20 protein-coding genes are annotated in these 18,102 nt (G+C 54.5%); 9 read left to right on the forward strand and 11 right to left on the reverse strand.

What is annotated here, in order from left to right:
• The first annotated feature begins 75 nt into the window (after positions 1 to 75).
• The 6 genes from BUC32_RS02125 to BUC32_RS02150 all read left to right on the forward strand — a co-directional run bounded on the left by BUC32_RS02125 (position 76) and on the right by BUC32_RS02150 (position 5,422).
• On the forward strand, positions 76 to 636 hold the full coding sequence (locus BUC32_RS02125; protein WP_073249233.1) for a F0F1 ATP synthase subunit delta: 561 nt from the start codon (positions 76 to 78) through the stop codon (positions 634 to 636).
• Positions 636 to 2,174: a F0F1 ATP synthase subunit alpha gene (gene atpA, locus BUC32_RS02130; protein ID WP_073248926.1), complete on the forward strand. Its 1,539-nt coding sequence runs from the start codon at positions 636 to 638 to the stop codon at positions 2,172 to 2,174. Before BUC32_RS02125 ends, atpA begins: the two co-directional genes overlap by 1 nt.
• 12 nt (positions 2,175 to 2,186) lie before the next feature.
• On the forward strand, positions 2,187 to 3,062 hold the full coding sequence (locus BUC32_RS02135; RefSeq protein ID WP_073248928.1) for a F0F1 ATP synthase subunit gamma: 876 nt from the start codon (positions 2,187 to 2,189) through the stop codon (positions 3,060 to 3,062).
• A gap of 16 nt (positions 3,063 to 3,078) precedes the next feature.
• Positions 3,079 to 4,503 carry a F0F1 ATP synthase subunit beta gene (gene atpD, locus BUC32_RS02140; protein ID WP_073248930.1) on the forward strand — a complete coding sequence of 475 codons (1,425 nt, stop codon included), beginning with the start codon at positions 3,079 to 3,081 and terminating at the stop codon, positions 4,501 to 4,503.
• Positions 4,504 to 4,514: 11 nt separating this feature from the next.
• Positions 4,515 to 4,913: a F0F1 ATP synthase subunit epsilon gene (locus BUC32_RS02145; protein ID WP_073248932.1), complete on the forward strand. Its 399-nt coding sequence runs from the start codon at positions 4,515 to 4,517 to the stop codon at positions 4,911 to 4,913.
• Positions 4,914 to 5,071: 158 nt separating this feature from the next.
• Positions 5,072 to 5,422 (forward strand): H-type lectin domain-containing protein, encoded by a 351-nt coding sequence (locus BUC32_RS02150; protein WP_073248934.1) that lies wholly within the window; start codon positions 5,072 to 5,074, stop codon positions 5,420 to 5,422.
• A gap of 16 nt (positions 5,423 to 5,438) precedes the next feature.
• Here the strand turns inward: BUC32_RS02150 and BUC32_RS02155 are convergent, their stop codons facing one another.
• Both BUC32_RS02155 and BUC32_RS02160 read right to left on the reverse strand, forming a co-directional pair.
• Complete coding sequence (locus BUC32_RS02155; RefSeq protein ID WP_073249236.1) at positions 5,439 to 7,109, reverse strand: alkaline phosphatase family protein; 1,671 nt, start codon at positions 7,107 to 7,109, stop codon at positions 5,439 to 5,441.
• 134 nt (positions 7,110 to 7,243) lie between these two features.
• Complete coding sequence (locus tag BUC32_RS02160) at positions 7,244 to 8,263, reverse strand: ribose-phosphate pyrophosphokinase (protein ID WP_073249238.1); 1,020 nt, start codon at positions 8,261 to 8,263, stop codon at positions 7,244 to 7,246.
• A gap of 117 nt (positions 8,264 to 8,380) precedes the next feature.
• On the opposite strand from BUC32_RS02160, the gene BUC32_RS02165 reads away from it, so the two are divergent.
• On the forward strand, positions 8,381 to 8,980 hold the full coding sequence (locus BUC32_RS02165; RefSeq protein ID WP_073248936.1) for a 2-hydroxychromene-2-carboxylate isomerase: 600 nt from the start codon (positions 8,381 to 8,383) through the stop codon (positions 8,978 to 8,980).
• A 1-nt stretch (position 8,981) separates the two neighbouring features.
• Complete coding sequence (locus BUC32_RS02170) at positions 8,982 to 9,770, forward strand: alpha/beta fold hydrolase (RefSeq protein WP_073248938.1); 789 nt, start codon at positions 8,982 to 8,984, stop codon at positions 9,768 to 9,770.
• A gap of 80 nt (positions 9,771 to 9,850) precedes the next feature.
• Here the strand turns inward: BUC32_RS02170 and BUC32_RS02175 are convergent, their stop codons facing one another.
• The 8 genes from BUC32_RS02175 to BUC32_RS02210 all read right to left on the reverse strand — a co-directional run bounded on the left by BUC32_RS02175 (position 9,851) and on the right by BUC32_RS02210 (position 16,336).
• Positions 9,851 to 10,897 carry a threonine aldolase family protein gene (locus BUC32_RS02175; RefSeq protein WP_073248939.1) on the reverse strand — a complete coding sequence of 349 codons (1,047 nt, stop codon included), beginning with the start codon at positions 10,895 to 10,897 and terminating at the stop codon, positions 9,851 to 9,853.
• Positions 10,897 to 11,373: a YcgN family cysteine cluster protein gene (locus tag BUC32_RS02180; protein WP_073248940.1), complete on the reverse strand. Its 477-nt coding sequence runs from the start codon at positions 11,371 to 11,373 to the stop codon at positions 10,897 to 10,899. Before BUC32_RS02180 ends, BUC32_RS02175 begins: the two co-directional genes overlap by 1 nt.
• Positions 11,370 to 12,302 carry a bifunctional riboflavin kinase/FAD synthetase gene (locus BUC32_RS02185; RefSeq protein WP_073248941.1) on the reverse strand — a complete coding sequence of 311 codons (933 nt, stop codon included), beginning with the start codon at positions 12,300 to 12,302 and terminating at the stop codon, positions 11,370 to 11,372. Before BUC32_RS02185 ends, BUC32_RS02180 begins: the two co-directional genes overlap by 4 nt.
• Before the next feature lie 115 nt (positions 12,303 to 12,417).
• Positions 12,418 to 12,606 carry a hypothetical protein gene (locus tag BUC32_RS02190; protein ID WP_073248942.1) on the reverse strand — a complete coding sequence of 63 codons (189 nt, stop codon included), beginning with the start codon at positions 12,604 to 12,606 and terminating at the stop codon, positions 12,418 to 12,420.
• Positions 12,607 to 12,727: 121 nt separating this feature from the next.
• Positions 12,728 to 13,171, reverse strand: a complete 444-nt coding sequence (locus tag BUC32_RS02195; protein ID WP_073248944.1) for a MaoC family dehydratase — start codon at positions 13,169 to 13,171, stop codon at positions 12,728 to 12,730.
• A 103-nt stretch (positions 13,172 to 13,274) separates the two neighbouring features.
• Positions 13,275 to 14,150 carry a TIGR01459 family HAD-type hydrolase gene (locus BUC32_RS02200; RefSeq protein ID WP_073249240.1) on the reverse strand — a complete coding sequence of 292 codons (876 nt, stop codon included), beginning with the start codon at positions 14,148 to 14,150 and terminating at the stop codon, positions 13,275 to 13,277.
• Positions 14,151 to 14,262: 112 nt separating this feature from the next.
• Complete coding sequence (locus BUC32_RS02205; protein ID WP_073248946.1) at positions 14,263 to 15,183, reverse strand: manganese-dependent inorganic pyrophosphatase; 921 nt, start codon at positions 15,181 to 15,183, stop codon at positions 14,263 to 14,265.
• Positions 15,184 to 15,334: 151 nt separating this feature from the next.
• Positions 15,335 to 16,336 carry a TraB/GumN family protein gene (locus BUC32_RS02210; RefSeq protein WP_073248948.1) on the reverse strand — a complete coding sequence of 334 codons (1,002 nt, stop codon included), beginning with the start codon at positions 16,334 to 16,336 and terminating at the stop codon, positions 15,335 to 15,337.
• Between the two features lie 116 nt (positions 16,337 to 16,452).
• On the opposite strand from BUC32_RS02210, the gene BUC32_RS02215 reads away from it, so the two are divergent.
• Positions 16,453 to 17,106 carry a DUF2161 domain-containing phosphodiesterase gene (locus BUC32_RS02215; protein WP_245815123.1) on the forward strand — a complete coding sequence of 218 codons (654 nt, stop codon included), beginning with the start codon at positions 16,453 to 16,455 and terminating at the stop codon, positions 17,104 to 17,106.
• 17 nt (positions 17,107 to 17,123) lie between these two features.
• Here BUC32_RS02215 and BUC32_RS02220 read toward each other — a convergent pair whose 3' ends face one another.
• Positions 17,124 to 18,008: an alpha/beta fold hydrolase gene (locus tag BUC32_RS02220; protein ID WP_139280610.1), complete on the reverse strand. Its 885-nt coding sequence runs from the start codon at positions 18,006 to 18,008 to the stop codon at positions 17,124 to 17,126.
• Between the last annotated feature and the right edge of the window lie 94 nt (positions 18,009 to 18,102).

The raw sequence follows: 18,102 nt of genomic DNA on the forward strand, positions 1-18,102 counted from the left end.
CGGGGCGATGAAACGTCCCTGATGGATGCATACAATGGTATGCCGAATTTGGGACCAAAACGCGGAAGGGTGGACGTGTCCGAACCAGCTTCGATCTCCTCCGGCATTGCTGAACGCTATGCCACTGCGGTCTTTGAGATCGCAAAAGAGACCAAGACGCTTTCCGATCTGGAAGGTGGTCTTGATGACCTGAGTTCCGCACTGGCCGACAGCGCAGATTTGCGCGACCTGATTACTTCGCCGGTCTATACCCGCGAAGTTCAGGGAAAGGCCATTGCGGGTATCGCAGACAAAATGGGCCTTCAGGTGATACTGAAGAATACTCTTAGCCTGATGGCTGAGAAGCGCCGCCTGTTTGTTCTGCCGCAGCTGGTTGTTCAGCTGCGTGCAATGATCGCTGAAGAGAAGGGCGAGGTCACCGCAGATGTGGTTTCCGCCAAAGCCCTGACCAAGACTCAGAGCGAAAAGCTTTCAAAGACATTGACGGCCCGCGTGGGTAAAGATGTCATAATCAATGCGACCGTTGATGAATCCCTCATCGGCGGTCTTGTCGTTAAGGTGGGCTCGAAGATGATCGATACGTCGATCGCCTCCAAGCTCTCTTCCCTCCAGAATGCAATGAAAGAGGTCGGATAATGGGTATCCAAGCAGCCGAAATTTCTGCGATCCTTAAGGACCAGATCAAGAACTTTGGCCAAGACGCCGAAGTGGCCGAGGTTGGCCGTGTGCTTAGCGTCGGTGACGGTATCGCGCGCGTCTACGGTCTGGACAATGTACAAGCCGGTGAAATGGTCGAATTTCCTGGTGGTATCCAGGGCATGGCCCTGAACCTCGAAGCCGACAACGTGGGTGTTGTTATCTTTGGGTCTGACCGCGACATTAAAGAAGGTGACACAGTCAAGCGCACCAACTCGATCGTGGATGTGCCAATTGGCAACGGTCTGCTGGGTCGCGTTGTGGACGGCTTGGGTAACCCGATTGACGGCAAAGGCCCTATCGAGTCCACCGAGCGCGGTGTCGCCGACGTGAAAGCACCGGGCATCATCCCGCGTAAATCGGTTCACGAACCGATGGCAACCGGCCTCAAATCAGTTGACGCGATGATCCCGATTGGCCGTGGCCAGCGCGAGCTGATCATTGGTGACCGTCAAACCGGTAAAACCGCTGTGGCTTTGGACGCGATCCTGAACCAGAAATCCTACAACGAAGCCGCTGGCGACGACGAGAGCAAGAAACTGTACTGTGTGTACGTTGCGATCGGTCAAAAGCGTTCGACCGTTGCTCAGTTGGTTAAAAAGCTCGAAGAATCTGGCGCCATCGAATACTCGATCGTTGTTGCTGCGACCGCTTCCGAGCCAGCCCCAATGCAGTTCCTGGCACCATACGCCGCGACCGCGATGGCAGAATTCTTCCGCGACAACGGCCGCCACGCTTTGATCATCTATGATGATTTGTCGAAGCAAGCTGTGTCTTATCGTCAAATGTCTCTGTTGTTGCGTCGTCCACCCGGACGTGAAGCATATCCTGGTGACGTTTTCTATCTCCACTCGCGCCTTCTGGAGCGTTCGGCCAAGCTGAACGAAGATTACGGTGCAGGCTCGCTGACAGCGCTGCCAGTGATCGAAACCCAAGGTGGTGACGTTTCCGCGTTTATTCCAACCAACGTGATTTCGATCACCGACGGCCAGATATTCCTGGAAACCGAATTGTTCTACCAAGGTATTCGTCCTGCTGTGAACACCGGTCTGTCGGTGTCGCGCGTTGGCTCTTCGGCTCAGACATCTGCGATGTCGTCGGTGGCTGGTCCGGTGAAACTGTCGTTGGCTCAGTATCGCGAGATGGCTGCGTTTGCTCAGTTTGGGTCCGATCTTGATGCCGCTACTCAGCAGCTGCTGAACCGTGGTGCACGTTTGACCGAGCTGATGAAGCAGGCGCAATACTCGCCGCTGACCAACTCGGAAATCGTCTGCGTTATCTTTGCTGGCGTGAACGGCTACCTCGATAAAATCGAAGTGTCGGATGTGGGCCGTTTTGAAACTGGTCTGCTGCAGCACCTGCGCGGCAAGCACGCTGACTTGCTTCAGTGGATCACAGACGAAGATCCAAAGATCAAAGGCGACGCCGCAGATAAAGTGAAAGCAGCACTCGACGAATACGCCGCTGATTTCGCGTAAGGGGTCTGACAGATGCCAAATCTCAAGGACCTAAAAAACAGGATCGAGAGTGTCAAAAACACTCGAAAGATCACAAAAGCCATGCAAATGGTTGCCGCGGCGAAACTTCGCCGCGCGCAAGAAGCTGCGGAGCAGTCACGTCCCTACACTGAACGGTTCAACGCCGTGATGGGTGGGCTGGCTTCTTCGGTTGGTGGATCGGCCTCTGCGCCCAAACTGCTTGGCGGTACGGGCAAAGATGACGTACATCTTCTGGTCATAATGACGGCGGAACGCGGTCTGTGTGGCGGTTTCAACTCGAACATTGCCAAACTTGGCCGTGCACGAGCTCAGGAGTTGCTCGCACAAGGCAAAACAGTGAAAGTTATCACAGTTGGCAAAAAGGGCCGCGACAGCATCAAACGTGATCTGGGCGAAAACTTTGTGGGTCACGTTGACCTGACCGAAGTGAAACGTGTTGGTTATGAAAACGCGCAGGACATAGCGCGCGATCTGCTAACCCGCTTTGACGGTGAAGAGTTTGATGTTTGTACGATCTTCTTTTCGAAGTTCGTCAACGTTGTGACCCAGATCCCCACCGCTCAGCAAATCATCCCGGCGTCGTTTGACGAAGCCGAAGACGATGGCGCAAGCACTTTGTACGACTACGAGCCTAGCGAAGAGGCCATTCTGGCTGATCTGCTGCCGCGCGGTGTCGCTACTCAGATTTTTGCAGCGCTGCTGGAAAATGGTGCGTCGGAGCAGGGCTCACGGATGTCTGCAATGGACAACGCGACCCGCAACGCTGGCGACATGATCGACAAACTGACCATCCAGTATAACCGCTCGCGTCAGGCTGTGATCACCAACGAGCTTATTGAAATTATCTCGGGCGCTGAAGCGCTCTAAGAACCGGAGACGAAACATGGCAAACGCAAAAGGCAAAGTGACTGCTGTCATTGGCGCCGTTGTGGACGTGCAGTTCGAGGATGATCTGCCACAAATTCTCAACGCACTGACCACAGAAAACAACGGTAAGAAACTGGTTCTGGAAGTAGCCCAGCACCTTGGTGAAAACATCGTCCGTACAATCGCGATGGACGCGACCGAAGGTTTGGTTCGCGGACAGTCGGTAGAAGACACTGGCGTCCCAATCGCCGTTCCAGTCGGAACAGGTACTTTGGGCCGGATCATGAACGTGACCGGCGACCCGGTTGACGAAAAAGGTCCGGTTGACGCAACCGGTACTCGCCCCATTCACGGCGATGCACCAGCATTCGAAGAACAGTCCACCGCGACTGAAATTCTGACCACTGGTATTAAAGTTATCGATCTTTTGGCGCCTTACACAAAAGGTGGTAAAATTGGTTTGTTCGGTGGTGCTGGTGTTGGCAAAACTGTTCTCATCATGGAACTCATCAACAACATCGCGAAAGTGCACTCTGGTGTATCTGTATTCGCGGGTGTGGGTGAACGGACCCGTGAAGGCAACGACCTGTACCATGAGATGATCGAATCTGGTGTTATCGTTCCTGATAACCTGCCTGAATCGAAAATTGCGCTGGTCTATGGCCAGATGAACGAGCCTCCCGGTGCGCGTATGCGTGTGGCCCTATCGGGTCTGACACTTGCGGAACAATTCCGTGACGAAACCGGTGCAGACGTTCTGTTCTTCGTGGACAACATCTTCCGCTTTACCCAAGCTGGTTCGGAAGTTTCCGCTCTGTTGGGTCGTATTCCTTCGGCGGTGGGCTATCAGCCAACACTGGCGACTGACATGGGTGCCATGCAAGAGCGTATTACATCAACCAAAGCTGGTTCGATTACGTCTGTGCAAGCCGTTTACGTGCCTGCAGATGACCTTACCGACCCTGCACCAGCGACATCGTTTGCGCACCTTGATGCGACAACCGTTCTGGATCGTGCGATTTCAGAAAAGGGTATCTACCCTGCTGTAGACCCACTGGGTTCGACTTCGCGTCTTCTGGATCCGCTGATCATCGGCGACGAGCACTACAAAGTGGCGTCTGACGTTCAGCAAATCTTGCAGCGTTACAAATCTTTGCAGGACATCATTGCCATTCTGGGCATGGACGAACTGTCAGAAGAAGACAAACTGGCCGTCGCACGTGCTCGTAAGATTGAACGCTTCTTGTCGCAACCTTTCGACGTTGCCAAAGTGTTCACTGGCTCTGATGGTGTTCAGGTTCAGCTGGAAGAGACAATCGCGTCGTTCAAAGCTGTTGTGGCTGGCGAATATGATCACCTGCCCGAAGGCGCCTTCTATATGGTTGGCGGCATCGACGACGTGATCGCAAAAGCCGAGAAAATGGCTGCTGACGCGGCCTAAGGAGGCCTCACATGGCAAACACGATGCAATTCGATCTTGTCAGCCCTGAGCGAAGCCTAGCTTCGCACAAGGCGACAGCGATCCAGATCCCTGGCGCGGATGGGGACATGACTGCCATGGCAGATCATGCACCCACGATCACCACACTGCGCCCGGGTGTTCTAACGGTTGATGGTCCCGATGGGTCTTCGCAATATGCGGTGACCGGTGGATTTGCTGAAATCTCGGCCGAAGGCACTTCAGTGTTGGCTGAAAAAGCAATTCCGGTATCGGAAGTCACCGCTGCTGATATGGATACGCTGATTGCCTTGGCAACAGACGCCGCGACGAACGCGACGCCTGAAGCTAAGGATGCAGCTGCCAAGACTCTGGCCGATCTGGAAGCTCTGCGCGCTGCGCTGAACGTCTAGGATCGTCATCTGTTCTAAAATGTAAAAGGCCCTGCATCTCGCGGGGCCTTTTGCGCGTTAATTGTGCGCCAGTGCCGTTTGGAAACAACCTTTTTCTCCTATTTTCGTTGCAAAATGTACGCAAACTCCGCTAAGCGCATCTATGGACGGTAGGAAAAATGAAGCGGCTCAAAAACCACCTCATAGGAATTGATCAGGGTGATGTGCTCTTGTTCTCGGATTTCGAGGATGGTGGTGAGATGTGGACCGGTAAAGGTCCACGCGAGCGCCGTAAGAAAGTGCGCTTCAAAGAAACGTATCTTAAACCGCCGACCGTTCAGGTCGGGCTTAGCTTGTCTGATATGGACTCTGCGCATAATACGCGCGTCGAAGTCACCGCTGAACGCATCACACGTCACACGTTTGATCTAGTTTTTCGCACATGGGGCGACAGCCGCGTTGCCCGGGTTCGGATGAACTGGATGGCAATCGGTGAGCTTTCAAGCGATGACGATTGGGACATCGGATAGGCGTCAGCCCTATTTTTTAGCGTAATACTTCCTCCAGAGCGTTTCCTGATGCAGCACTTGGCAGGGTGATGCCAAGCATGGTGCTCAGCGTTACGGCTACATCCGTTGTCGCAACACTGCGCGATATTTTCCGTGGAGTAATGTCAGGGCCCGCAAAGATCATTGGGACATGGGTGTCGTAAGCCCATGGTGAGCCATGCATCGCTGCCAGAGTGCTTTTGTTAACGAGAAAGGCATAGGGTGACTGGGCGACGTAAATGTCACCGGATCTTTGTTGATTGTAGTTGTTGCGGATAGCGACCTCGAGGGGGTGTCCGACCTGATCGGCAAACGGCGGAATGGGCATAGCGACAGCAATACCACTGCGATCCGTCAGCGTATCCACAATCAACCTTTCAACGTCACGTTTGTCTACTGCTGCTTCGCGTATGGCGTCATGGTCCAGATAGATGTAGGGGCGGAAAAAGTACTTAACCGCATTATCGATACCAAAAGTGTTTAGCAGTAACGCATTCAGATCATCCTGCAAATCCTCGGCGAACATACGCTCGGCTTTGAAACCGCGTTGCCCGACGAACTCGGGCAGTTCCGGCATGCCGTGATCTGCGGAAAGAACGTAGACCACATTTTCCGCTCCGACGGTTAGATCAACAAACTCAAAGAATTGTTCCAGCACGGCGTCCAAAGATCGCGTAACCTCTTCGTTTTCAAGGCTCGAAGGCCCAAAAAAGTGGTTCACTGCATCGACACCTGAAAAGCTGACGCTCAGATAATCTGTTGTGTCATCATGGCCCAGACCTTCATTCAGAATGGCCGCTTTGGCAAAGTCAGCCGTTAGCTGATCGCCCAATGGTGAAACGACGACTTGGGTATAATACAATCCATCTTTGGGCGCCTCGTAAGAATGTGGAAAGGTGCGGCCATAGCCTTTAAGGTCAACTTCATAGGGTCGGTCATCATTCTCAGCCAACAAGTAGCTATCAAGAGGTGATGACAGCGCCCAATCTGTCCCGATAGCTACATCTGCAGGACGCTTTGCGTTCCAGTCTAGCACCCACTTGGGATAGGCTTCATAATAGTATTCGCTGGATTCATAGGCGCCGGTGCTGGTCGACATCCAGAACGCTTTGCCCGCATGCCCCGCCATGGCAACTGCTGAACGGTCCTTGCTCGAGATGCCAAAAACCTTGGCACGACCATTGGTACTCTTGACCAACTCGTCCGCAAAGGTTGTCGACAGAAGGTTTCTTGGTGAACGGCCATCGCTGCTGGCAAGGTCTTGCGAAGGATCAACCTGATCACCATCACCCTCCATGCCGGCGACAGGTAGCATAGGGTAGTCTTGGTCTTCGATGTTATAAGCCAGCTTGCCCGACCCGCGATCCATCCAGGCATTGCCAATCATGCCGTGAGCAGACGGGTGCGCACCCGTGGACAGGGTCGCATGGCCAACAATGGTTTCTGTATTGGCATGTTGGTGGTGGGCGTTGGTGTACCACACCCCCTGTTCCATCAACCGTCGAAAGCCACCTTCCACAAAGCTGGCCTCATAGCGCGACAACAAATCGGCGCGCAACCCGTCTACTGTTATCTGAACAATCAGCTTTGGCGGCGTTGTTTCAGCATGTAGCGAGGTGGCCAAAAGCAGGGCGGCGACAGTGGTCGCTGTGAACCTTGTCGGAGTCATTGTGCGGTCCTCATCGTTTTCCTGAATGCTAATGTGCATGGTCAACCGTTACAAATAGCTTGAAGATCGTGAAAAACAAAAAAGGGCGCTCCTGAAAAGAGCGCCCCGGAATTTGCTGTGTAAAGTCACGTCTGTTAGCCGTGGAATAGGCCTTCGTAGGCAGGCTCGAGTGTTTCGGTCTCAAACAAAGACGATACACTGGTGCCGTTCCAGATATTCAGGATTGCCTGCGCAAACATCGGCGCCGTGGGCACAATGCGGATGTTTTTCGCAGCGGCGACGGGTTCGGTCGGCTCGATCGAGTCAGTGATGACCAGAGATTTCATTACCGAGTTGGTGATCCGCTCAACAGCAGGACCAGACAGCACGCCATGTGTGATGTATGAGTGTACTTCGGTTGCACCATGCTCCATCAACACTTCGGCCGCTTTGCAAAGCGTGCCAGCCGTGTCGCAAATGTCGTCGACGATGATGCATTTCTTGCCTGAAACGTTTCCGATCACAGTCATTTCCGCGATTTCACCGGGCTTTTCGCGACGTTTGTCGACGATTGCCAACGGGGCATTAATCCGTTTGGCCAGTTCGCGTGCGCGAGCAACGCCGCCGACATCCGGCGAAATGACCATCACGTCTTTCATGTCTTCGCCTTTGAAGTGATGCAGAATATCCAGCGCAAAAATGGGCGAGGCATAGAGGTTGTCTACGGGGATGTCGAAAAAGCCCTGGATCTGTGCGGCGTGTAAGTCCATGGTCAGAACCCGTTCAATGCCAGATTCGACGATCATATTGGCAACCAGTTTGGACGTAATGGGTGTCCGCGCTTTAGTACGACGATCCTGCCGGGCATAGCCAAAATAAGGGATGATGGCGGTGATGCGCGCGGCCGAAGAGCGGCGCAGCGCGTCAGCCATAATCAACAACTCCATCAGGTTGTCATTGGCCGGGTTTGACGTCGGCTGAATGATGAACATGTCTTCGCCACGGACGTTTTCATAGACTTCGACGAAAATTTCCTGATCGTTGAAGCGCTCAACTCGGGCGTCTACCAATCCGATAGGTTTGCCGCGATGCATAGACATGCGACGTGTGATGGCAGTGGCCAACGGAATGTTGGAAGTGCCCGTGATCAGTTTAGGTTCGAGAATGGTCGGCATGAACGTGGTCCCCAGGTGCATTGTCCGGTGTCGGCAGATGACAGATTCGTGACATTGCATACCGCTTAACATGGCCCTAACGTCCGGCAAAGTGATGCTTGCGCGAGGAGAGACCAAATGGCACATATTGATTACTATTTTTCGACGATTTCGCCCTATGCCTATCTGGCTGGCGGCCGTCTCGAGGAAATAGCTGCCAAACATGGGGCGACAATCACCTACAAGCCACTGGATATTATGGCCCAGTTTGCGCGCACTGGCGGAACGTCTCCGAAAGATCGCCATGTTTCGCGTCAGGAATACCGGGCGCAGGAATTGGTGCGTCAGGCCAAGAAACTGGGCATGGAGTTCAACCTTCAGCCCGCACACTGGCCGACCAATATGGCGCCATCCTCATATGCGGTGATTGCGGCTCAAAATGCCGGCGGTGGCGAACTTGGCGGGTTGATCCAATCTCTAATGCGGGCTGTTTGGGTTGAAAACAAAGACATTGCACAAGACGACGTGATCAAAGCCTGTCTGGAAGGGGCAGGGTTTGACCCATCGCTGGCTGATACGGGCCTGTTTACAGGTGCCGAAACCTATGAACGTAATTTGGAAGAAGCGGTTGCAGCAGGCGCCTTTGGTGCGCCGTTTTATGTTGTGGACGGCACCGAGCGTTTCTGGGGGCAGGATCGCCTGGAGGATATAGATTTGCATTTGGCAGGCAATTTGTAAGGTGAAGCTGTTTTCCCGGCAGTATGGACAGGGCGCGCGCAAGGCTGTGGCTTTACATTGCTCGCTGGCTCATTCCGGTGCGTGGAAACAGCTGGCTTCGGTTCTTGATAGGGACCTTACGATCACCGCAGTGGATTTACCGGGGCACGGGCAAAGCCCGGACTGGGACGGGCAGGGGGATTTGACGGATGCCGTGGTCGAGGCGGTTTTGCCTTTTCTGGGCGAGCCTGTTGATCTAATTGGGCACAGCTATGGCGGCGTCGTGGCGCTGCGCCTTGCGATTGAGCACCCCGAGAAAGTGCGTAGCCTGTCGTTGTTTGAACCGGTTTTGATGGCAGTGTCCAGCCTTGATAATCCAGACGAAGCCGCCTGGAACGAGGGTCTCATGGCTGAGATTGACGCGGAACTGACCAAGGGAGATGCCGAAGCGGCCGCGCGACTATTTATGCGGGTTTGGGGGGATGGCCGTCGATGGGCCGATCTGCCCCGGGAATTGCGAAAAGGATCAGCACGCCGGATTGGGTTCATTGGTAGCAGTCGCCCGGCAATTGATCAGGACAATCGGGGTTTGATCCCACGTCTGCAAGCGGTGTCGGTGCCAGCTGTGGTGATGGATGGCGCCCAGTCGCCTTCCCTGATGAAGGTGGTTCAGGATGGTATCGCCCGTCGACTTGGAAATGCGCGACGGGTGACTTTTGACGGATTGGCACATATGGGACCAATCACGCATCCGCATTTGGTGGCAGATGAAATCCGCAGAACTTTGGCTGAGGCCACAGTGGCAGGGTAGAGGCGCTACTCCTCACCTTGCCTGTGCGGCGCAAAGACAAGGTGAACCTCGGTCTCTTTTTGAAAATGCGAAGTTGGGGGTCAGCCTTTGACAAGCGCGACGAAGCGGTCGATGTCGGCCGCGTTGATCGACCAATCACAGACCAGTCGGGCCTGGAGGAGTTCATCCGGGTTTTCACCCTCAAGAGAGCCGGACCAGACATGATACTGCGCGCCCGCGTCGTGCAGGCGCTGATGGGCAGATCGCGGGAAGGCGCAGAAGATGATGTTGGCCTGAGGTTCGTGAACAAAACTCACGCCGTCAATCGCGCGTAAACCTTTGATCAGACGCGCGCAGTTGGCATTGGCCTGCTTTGCGCTGGTGAGCCAGAGATCATCGTTTAGATAGGCATTCATCTGGGCTGAAAGGTAACGGTGTTTAGAGAAAAGGTGCGCCCCGCGTTTGCGGCGAAGCTCAAACTCCCAAGCTTTCTTAGGGTCAAACAAGATCACGGCCTCAACGCCCATACAGCCGTTTTTGGTGCCGCCAAAGCTGACCACGTCGATACCGGCTTTCCAGGTCATTTCTGCTGGTGTGCAGCCCAAGACCACCAATGCGTTGGCAAAGCGCGCACCGTCCAGATGAATCGGCAAGTCAAATTCTTTGGCAACTGTGGTGAGGGCCTTTAATTCATCCAGTGAGTAGATAGTTCCGCGCTCAGTGACTTGAGTGATAGACACTGGGCCGCGCTGGGGGCCATGTACGCCACGGGTTTCTTCCTTGGCGACAGCGCTGCGTAGGTCTTCCGGAGTCATTTTGTCACTGTGCCCAACAAGCGTGAGCTTAGCGCCGCCTGTGTAGAACTCTGGCGCGTTGCATTCGTCTTCGTGGATATGGGACACAGGAGAGCAAAAGACGGTCTCGTAGGGTTGGCAATGGCTGGCCAGAGCAAGAGAATTGGCCGCCGTGCCAGTAGCGACCAGAAAAACCGCAGCTTCGGGTGCTTCAAAGGCAGTGCGAATTTGGTCACGCACATTGTCCATGATGGCGTCCGCCCCATAGGCCATGGCATAACCTTGGTTGGCCTGCGCCAGCGCATCCATGATGGCGCCGTGCACCGGGCCGGAATTGTCAGAAGCAAAAAACATTAAACGGGTTCCTCAATAATGTGGTCTTCCCACTCATCTTCAGGGGTTTCAAATTCGGAGACTGTCCAGCCCTGAACCGAAACGCCGACGTCATGCACCGACTGCGGTGTGCCGGAAATCAGCGGATGCCAGTCAAACAGAGGCTTGCCCTCCCACAACAGGCGGTAGGCACAGGTTTGTGGCATCCAATAAGCGTGGCTATCGATGTTTGAGGGCTTCAGAACAATGCATTCCGGCACGAACTGATGGCGAATATCATATTGCGAGCAGCGACAGTTTTCGTCGTCCAGCATGCGGCAGGCCACGCGAGTTAAAGCAACTTCGCCGGTGTCACCGTCTTCCAGTTTATTCAGACAACATTTGCCACATCCATCACACAAAGCTTCCCACTCTTGAGGATTTAGATTTGTCAGCGCTTTCTTTTCCCAAAACCGGGATGCAAAGCCTTTGCGCTCAATAGGATCACGAGGACTCATAGGTCCTCCAGAATGGTGCGGCATTGGGCACAGTCGGCGTCAATCTGTGCAATCAATTCCTCAAGGCCATCGAATTTCCACTCAGGGCGCAAGAATTCGACCAAAGCGATGGAAAGCTCCGTACCATAAAGATCGCCGGAAAAGTCAAAGATGAAGGTTTCAATATTGGCTTTGTTGACGCCAAACATTGGGCGCACGCCGACCGAGGCGGCCCCCTGATAACTGCCTTGGTGAGGCCCCTCGAGGACGTCGACCAACACCGCGTAGACACCAAATTTGGGTGGGTGCAGCCCGTCGATGGACATGTTGGCGGTCGGGAAGCCCAGATCGCGACCACGTTGGTCGCCGCCAATCACTGGTCCGTCCACCCGGTGCCAATGGCCTAGCATTGCCGCTGCATCGCGCGGCTGGCCCTCGCTAAGGGCGTTGCGGATTGCGGTAGAAGACACCTGTTGATCGCCGCCTTTAACCAATGGAGCGATGGAGACACCAAACCCCATTTCATCTCCAAATTTTTTGAGGTCTTCGGCGGTGCCAACCCGGCCCTTGCCGAAACAAAAGTCGGCTCCGATGACTATGTGCGAAAGCCCGAGCCCATCTTTGATGACATCGCGGGCAAATTCTTCGGGGGATAGTGCAGACAACGTTGCGTTGAACGGCAGTTCATAAAGGCGTTCAACGCCCAATTTTTCCAATCGATGGGCCCGGGTTTCCGAGCTGGACAGCCGAAAGGGGGGGGCATCGGGCGCAAAGAATTCACGGGGGTGCGGTTCAAAAGTCACGATCCCAAGAGGAGCGTTGCCACCGGCCTCGCGGGCTAGATCAATCACCGATTGGTGCCCTAGATGGACACCGTCGAAATTGCCAATCACGGCGCTGGCGCCCCGGTCCTTGGTATCCACGTATTGATAATCTCGAATGATCCGCATGGACGCAGGGTTAGCCCCAAGCGCAGGCGGGTGCAAGTGTGTCAGACCGGGTCTTGTGCATCGCCTGAAGCTTTTGCCGCGTCAAAGCTTTGCGCGACCCAGATTACGAGTGGTATTAGAGCCCTGAGCAGAACAAGCCTTGTTCAGTTAAGATGTAGGACACAGCAATTTGCAGACCGGGATAGGCCGCGTGCGACAGATGCCCAACGGGTTCAAGTTTTAGCAGGCGCAGAAGGGGTGATGGCGCGCGCCAACGGCCTTCTTTGATCTGCTCCGGGTGCAGGACGGCAATATTGTCGAACATTGTGACACGATTTCCGCTATCCCTGCTGAGATGGCGCATGAGAATGGAAAGTTCTGACAGTGTGCCATCAAAACAAAAGGCCGCCATTTGGCGGCCTTTTCGCAATTCTGATAAGGTGAGATCAGTCGAATTTGCGTGACGGTGCCAGAACAGTGGCTTCGCCGATCAAGACCTTTTTGCCATCGACCGCACAGTGACAATCGAGCTTAACGCGGCGTTTTGAGTGATCGATGTCGACGACTTTAACCTCAGCGTAAACCGTGTCACCGGGACGGACCGGCGCGAGGAATTTCAGAGTTTGGCCCATATAGACCGTGCCATGACCCGGAAGCTGTTCGCCAATCACTGCCGAGATCAACCCAGCCGTCAGCATACCATGCGCGATACGACCTTGAAAAATGGTGTCATTGGCGTAATCGTCATCCATATGCACCGGGTTGTGGTCCGTTGAGACCGTGGCAAACATGCGGATATCTTCATCCGTCACCACCTTGCGCAAATGGCGAGACATGCCCATCTCGATGTCTTCGATGCAGATTGTTCCGCGTGGCAGGTTATCCAACATTCCACCCTCCGGTATGCGCTGGTTGAGTAATAATACGACACCCTGACGGGCGGTTTCGCAACTTTATTACTTTGCAAGCGCAGAAAATCAAGCCCTAATCGTATCAGCGCAATTGGCCAATTGAGAAGGTAGGGGACGAATTTTCTTTGGAAAGATAAGAGCTTAGAGCCTCTGGATCCGGTTGATGTGCGGTTTTTGTTTCTGATGCTGCAAGGCCACCAGAGATAAACAAAGAATCAATGTCCTCTCCCATGGCGCCAGCAATGTCCGTCAGAACCCCGTCTCCAATGGCCAGAATCGCAGAATCAGCGATATTTGGGTCAATCGCGGCCAACCGTCGGCGCGCCAGATCATAGATGGGAGGGTAGGGCTTTCCGAAATAAAGGCTCTCGCCGCCCATTTCAGTATACAGTTTGGCCAAGGACCCAGCACACCACTCTCGGTTCTCACCGCGATCGACGACGATGTCGGGGTTGGCGCAAAGCAGCTTCAGACCTTTTTGCTTGGCATAAAGGAAATCCGCGCGGTTTACCGACGGATCAGCCATCGGGTCAAATGGCCCGCAGCAAACAATGCCCTCTGCCTCGGTCAGTGGGACACGGGTGATTTCGACAGGGTTGTGGATGACATCCAGAGGTTTGAAAAAATCTTCATCCCGGCGCCATTCCCCCATGAAGTAGACTTTTTCGCCCACCGCCCCGGTGAACATTGCCGCCCGAGCGCTGTCGCCCGAGGTCGCGATCGTGTCATAGGCGTCGGCAGGGACGTTGAATATTTCCAGCTGTTCCGCAACACCGACCCGGGGTTTGGGTGAGTTCGTGACCAGCACAACAATTCCACCCCGTTGGCGATAGGCTTGCAAGGCCGCCACCGCGTTGGGAAAGGCGGTGATGCCGTTGTGGACGCATCCCCAGAGATCCACAAACAAGGCTTTGTAACGGCCTGAAACTTCGGAAAGGGTCGTGACGATCTGGGTCATGGTTGTGTCCTGCAAGCACTGTCTTTGGGGTGGGTATGGCAAAGAGGATAGGGGGACGCCAGCAAAAAGGGCGCCCAAGCGGACGCCCTTTTGTCAATGTTTCGGTGGCAGATCAGACCTTGAGGTTCGGGATGATCTGCTTTTTGCGGCTCATGATGCCGGGCAGAACCACCAGATCGCCGGACACTGTCGCACCAAATGATTTCTCAGCGACGGTTTTCACCAGATCGTTAGGTACCATCAGCGTGGCTTCTTCGTTCAGGATGTCGACCACGAACAACAGAACCTGATCGGCTCCGTCCTCGTTTGCAACGTCGACCATCGACGCCATCAGGCTGTCTTTGCGGTCCAGCACGGTTTTAGGGGCGGTGGTTTCCAGAACCGAGACGCGGAAACCTTTGCCATCCACGGTGTATTCTTTCGAATCCATGCGCAACAGCTCGGCATCCGAGAAGGATGAAACGTCGGATTTTGCAGCAAACATTTCGCTGGCGTACTCAGTCACGTTCACGCCCAGATCAGCGGCCAGCTTTTCGGCAACGTCTTTGTCGTGTTGGGTAGTTGTAGGCGAGCGGTACTCAAGAGTGTCGGACAGGATGCAGGTCAGCATTGCGCCTTTGACGGCGTTTGGCATTTTGGCCATGTCGTCACCGATCAGATCATACATGATGGTGGCGGTACAGGCGACGGGACGGATGGTGATATCAATCGGGCTTTTGGTTTCCAGACCGCCAACCAGCTTGTGGTGGTCGATGATGGCCTGAACGTCAGCGCCATTGATATTGGCGGGCAACTCAGCGGGGTTGTTGGTGTCAACGATGACGCACGGCTGATCGTCTGCAACGTCGCCAATGATTGCCGGTTTGTCGAGGTTCCAGCGGTCCAGCATGAACAAGGCTTCGGTGTTGGGTTCACCCAGCAGTTTGGGCTCGGCGGCAACACCTTTCACTTCATTCAGATACCAAGCCCAGATGATGGGAGAGCCAGTCGAATCGGTATCGGGAGATTTGTGGCCAAATACGAAGGTGGTCATGAAAGCGGTTCCTTAGTCAAAGCTGTCGAATTTGCGGGCCTTATAGGGGCAAGAGCCTGGCTTGTCACGCCCACACGCAGCCCTGCGACGAGGAGTCTGAGATGCCTTTAGGTACTGTTGCTGCATTGCAGTAATTCACGTGTTCGATAGCTTATTCCGCGGCGAACTCCAAGCGAGTCACCTTGAAGCCCGCGTCGTTCAGTACCGCAAGAAGGCCATTATTGCCGGGCAGATGTAATGCGCCAACGGCCACAGTGGCGGGTGATTGGGACAACGCGTCCTTAAGAACACCGGCCCAGGCAATGTTTCGATTGTTCAACATGTCCTGCTCCATCTTTGCCAGTTGGTTTTCCATTCCGACAACGCCATTCTCTCGTGCTCTTTTCAGGGATTGATGCACAGAAAATCCCCATGCAAGTCGGGTTTCTTCTTCGAGGTAATGCTTGATCAGGGCTTCGGTGTTGGTTTCTTTGAGAAGGCCTGCATCAATCGCAATTCTGAGATCATCGGTTTGGGTTTCGATTGATTCTGAGGTAAACAACGCGATCATGCTTTCGGGCGTATCCAGCGACCGAATGGCCAGGCCGCGTTCAAGGGCCGCGTTTTCCACCATCCTGTCCAATCCCAGTTCACCCGATTGCAGAGCTTTCAGCGCGCATGGAGCGACGGACAAGGTCAAACCCAGAAACCAAGGTTGATATTGAGCGGCGACTACACCTGGAATTCCGCGTACCTTCAACTCACGATTCAGTTTTTGCCAAATCTCGTCTCCAAGCCGGTCAATCAGGCTCGGCCCCTCGGTAATCAGGTACAAAGAGGAGTCTGCCGTCAATTCTTTCATAAAGGCGGCTTCGTCGGGCGTGCTTAATTCTAGAAACAGCGTTTCTGTCGTATGCATCAGGGGGGCAAGGGCATCCAAGGTCCGTGCGTGGGCAGGGTGAGGTAGATGCATCGTTCCGACAATAAAGGACCGGACCCCGCCCTTTTCAATTTGCCAAAGCAACCCCTGTGAGAACGGCGCTGTGTGTGCCTTTTCGCGCAGTACCGCGCGCTCTTCGATAGGCAGGCTGTCAAACTGTGAAGGACCGTCGCAGGACGCGTACCCTAAGGCGGGAAGACAGAGGGACAAGAATGCCAGCAGCGTACGAATCATTGGGATAGCCCTTTGCTCCAGACGCCTTAGGGTAGAGGTTCGCGAGGGACCGACAAGGTGATTTGCGCCTGCCAGCAGGAATTGGCAGCCCGGCCGGAACACGCTAAGCATTGAGTATGGCAAAAATGCGCGAAACGGATTTGTACCCGCCGGTGAAGGCGTGGCTTGAAGGCAAGGGGTTCGAGGTGAAATCCGAGGTCGGAGCGGCAGATGTAGTGGCCCGGCGGGGCGACGATGATCCTGTTATTGTCGAGCTTAAGATCGGGTTTTCCCTGACTTTGCTGCAACAGGCGGTTGCCCGGCAATCTGTCTCTGACTGGGTTTATGTCGCGGTGCCGCGCTGGGCTGGACGTACCGGGTGGCGGACATTTAAGGCCAATGTTGGCCTGTGCAAACGGCTGGGGGTTGGTGTTCTGTCGGTGCGCATTGAGGACGGGCACGTTCAGGCGCATTGCGATCCTGTTGAGTTTCGCCCGCGCAAATCTCGCCCTCGTAAGGGAGCGCTACTAAAAGAATTTGATCGTCGTGACGGGGATCCTAACACTGGCGGCACCAGAGGCAAGATCACCACAGCTTATAAACAAGAAATGATGCGCTGTGCGCTTTTTCTGGCCAGCAATGGTCCTTCAAAAGGGGCCGATGTTGCCAAGGCCACAGGCGCTGCGCAGGCAACGCGCATGATGCGGGAGAATTATTTTGGTTGGTTCGATAAGGTGGCGACAGGGGTCTATGATCTAAGCGATGCCGGGCGCGTTGCGGTCAGAGTGTGACGACAGGGGCGATTACCTCAGAGCCCACGGCGACGGATGAAGCCATCAACTGTGTCAACGATCTGTGGCGCCAATGCCGGGGTGATGATGTGACCCATTCCTTCTAGTGCGTGATAGTCGCAATTTGGGATCAAACCAGCGATCTCAGCACCCCGTGCAACCGGAATCAAAGCGTCTTCAACACCGTGTATGACCTGGCACGGCAGGTCAACTTCTGTGAGGCTGGTGCGCGTATCTTGCGATCTCATAAGTGCCATAAGCTGGCGATTGATTCCATCGGCGTCGACTCCGCGCGACCATGCCAAAGCGGCCTCGGCACGGATATCAGCTTCGGGCATTGGATAACCGGGGCTACCGTGGTTGGAATGCTCCTGTACCCAGCCGTCGATATAGGTGTCTCGATCCACCGGACGTGAAAGCAGCAGCGACAACAAGGTTGGGGTATCGTTGCTGTCGGCGGCAAAAGATGCTGCCGTCATCACAATCGTGGCGGATAACAGGCGCTCTGGATGGTTGAGGCACAACAGTTGGGCAATGGCTCCGCCCATAGACACTCCAAATACATGTGCCGCGGCGATCCCAAGAGCATCCATAAGTCCGATCACATCTTGGGCCATGTCTGACAATGTGTAGGCCAATGGAAAAGGGGTCTTATTTGCGAGGCATTCAATAATCACATCTGGGTCGTCACTGACCTGATTGTCCGGGCAACGCTGTGATTTGCCAACATCGCGATTGTCAAAGATCACGGTGCGATATCCTCGGTCGACAAGCCCCTGCACCAGATTCTGAGGCCAGTGGATCAGCTGGGACCCAAGCCCGCGGATCAGCACCAATGGGGTGCCCTGATCTGGACCATGAACCTCAACTTCAAGTGTGATGCCGTTTGCCGTGATTTGCATTTTGCCCTCGAGATTGTCACCCCAGCTTAGGCGTTTGAACGGGCTTGTAAATTGCGATTGGCGACCCAATCTCGTCGATGTCCGGCAAATTGAT

The sequence above is a fragment of the Shimia gijangensis genome, from assembly GCF_900142085.1.
In the GTDB taxonomy this organism is placed as follows: domain Bacteria; phylum Pseudomonadota; class Alphaproteobacteria; order Rhodobacterales; family Rhodobacteraceae; genus Shimia; species Shimia gijangensis.

Bases quoted from the DNA above. Each gene is read 5' to 3' on its own strand.
- atpA (WP_073248926.1), top strand. From the start codon at position 636: ATGGGTATCCAAGCAGCCGAAATTTCTGCGATCCTTAAGGACCAGATC.
- BUC32_RS02135 (WP_073248928.1), top strand. From the start codon at position 2,187: ATGCCAAATCTCAAGGACCTAAAAAACAGGATCGAGAGTGTCAAAAAC.
- atpD (WP_073248930.1), top strand. From the start codon at position 3,079: ATGGCAAACGCAAAAGGCAAAGTGACTGCTGTCATTGGCGCCGTTGTG.
- BUC32_RS02145 (WP_073248932.1), top strand. From the start codon at position 4,515: ATGGCAAACACGATGCAATTCGATCTTGTCAGCCCTGAGCGAAGCCTA.
- BUC32_RS02150 (WP_073248934.1), top strand. From the start codon at position 5,072: ATGAAGCGGCTCAAAAACCACCTCATAGGAATTGATCAGGGTGATGTG.
- BUC32_RS02155 (WP_073249236.1), bottom strand. From the start codon at position 7,109: ATGACTCCGACAAGGTTCACAGCGACCACTGTCGCCGCCCTGCTTTTG.
- BUC32_RS02160 (WP_073249238.1), bottom strand. From the start codon at position 8,263: ATGCCGACCATTCTCGAACCTAAACTGATCACGGGCACTTCCAACATT.
- BUC32_RS02165 (WP_073248936.1), top strand. From the start codon at position 8,381: ATGGCACATATTGATTACTATTTTTCGACGATTTCGCCCTATGCCTAT.
- BUC32_RS02175 (WP_073248939.1), bottom strand. From the start codon at position 10,897: ATGTTTTTTGCTTCTGACAATTCCGGCCCGGTGCACGGCGCCATCATG.
- BUC32_RS02180 (WP_073248940.1), bottom strand. From the start codon at position 11,373: ATGAGTCCTCGTGATCCTATTGAGCGCAAAGGCTTTGCATCCCGGTTT.
- BUC32_RS02185 (WP_073248941.1), bottom strand. From the start codon at position 12,302: ATGCGGATCATTCGAGATTATCAATACGTGGATACCAAGGACCGGGGC.
- BUC32_RS02190 (WP_073248942.1), bottom strand. From the start codon at position 12,606: ATGTTCGACAATATTGCCGTCCTGCACCCGGAGCAGATCAAAGAAGGC.
- BUC32_RS02195 (WP_073248944.1), bottom strand. From the start codon at position 13,171: ATGTTGGATAACCTGCCACGCGGAACAATCTGCATCGAAGACATCGAG.
- BUC32_RS02200 (WP_073249240.1), bottom strand. From the start codon at position 14,150: ATGACCCAGATCGTCACGACCCTTTCCGAAGTTTCAGGCCGTTACAAA.
- BUC32_RS02205 (WP_073248946.1), bottom strand. From the start codon at position 15,183: ATGACCACCTTCGTATTTGGCCACAAATCTCCCGATACCGATTCGACT.
- BUC32_RS02210 (WP_073248948.1), bottom strand. From the start codon at position 16,336: ATGATTCGTACGCTGCTGGCATTCTTGTCCCTCTGTCTTCCCGCCTTA.
- BUC32_RS02215 (WP_245815123.1), top strand. From the start codon at position 16,453: ATGGCAAAAATGCGCGAAACGGATTTGTACCCGCCGGTGAAGGCGTGG.
- BUC32_RS02220 (WP_139280610.1), bottom strand. From the start codon at position 18,008: ATGCAAATCACGGCAAACGGCATCACACTTGAAGTTGAGGTTCATGGT.